This is a genomic window from Acidovorax cavernicola, assembly GCF_003581445.1.
The window spans coordinates 1-566 of the sequence record NZ_QXMN01000350.1 but is presented as its reverse complement, the minus strand read 5'-3'; the positions used below and the strand labels follow the sequence as shown (position 1 = coordinate 566).

Genomic DNA, 566 nt, shown 5'->3' with positions numbered 1-566 from the left:
GCGGCCCCGGCGCGCCCTCTTGCGCCATCCGGTACAGCCGGGCCAACGCATCGCACAGCGATTGCGGCGCCGCCGCGCCCTGCACCAGCGCCGGCACCAGCACCACGGGAATGTGCGGCACGCGCCGGCGCAGCGCCGTCACCACGTCGTGCAGCGCGGCCGCGCCCAGAGAGGTCACGAGGCCGATGCCGCGCGGCATCGCGGGCAGGCGCCGCTTGCGCTCGGCATCGAACAGGCCTTCGGCCTGCAGTTGCGCCTTGAGGCGCAGGAACTGCTCGAACCAGGCGCCCTGGCCCGCGCGCTGCAGGCTGTCGACGATCAGTTGCAGATCGCCGCGCTGCTCGTAGACGCCGAGCTTGCCGCGCAGCTCGACGAGTTCGCCGTCGCGCGGCGAAAAATCCAGCTGCATGGCCGCGCGGCGGAACATCGCGCAGCGGATCTGGCCCTGCGCATCCTTGATGCTGAAATAGCAATGGCCGCTGGCGGCGCGCGAAAAGCCCGTGATTTCACCGCGCACCGTGACCGGGTTGAAGCGCGCCTGCAGCGCATCGGCCACGGCCCGGCAC

General features: G+C 71.9%; 1 protein-coding gene. It reads right to left on the bottom strand.

Going from position 1 to position 566, the window contains the following annotated elements; all coding sequences use genetic code 11:
- On the bottom strand, positions 1-566 hold a 566-nt coding region (gene xseA, locus D3H34_RS33585; protein ID WP_119558928.1), incomplete at both ends, for an exodeoxyribonuclease VII large subunit.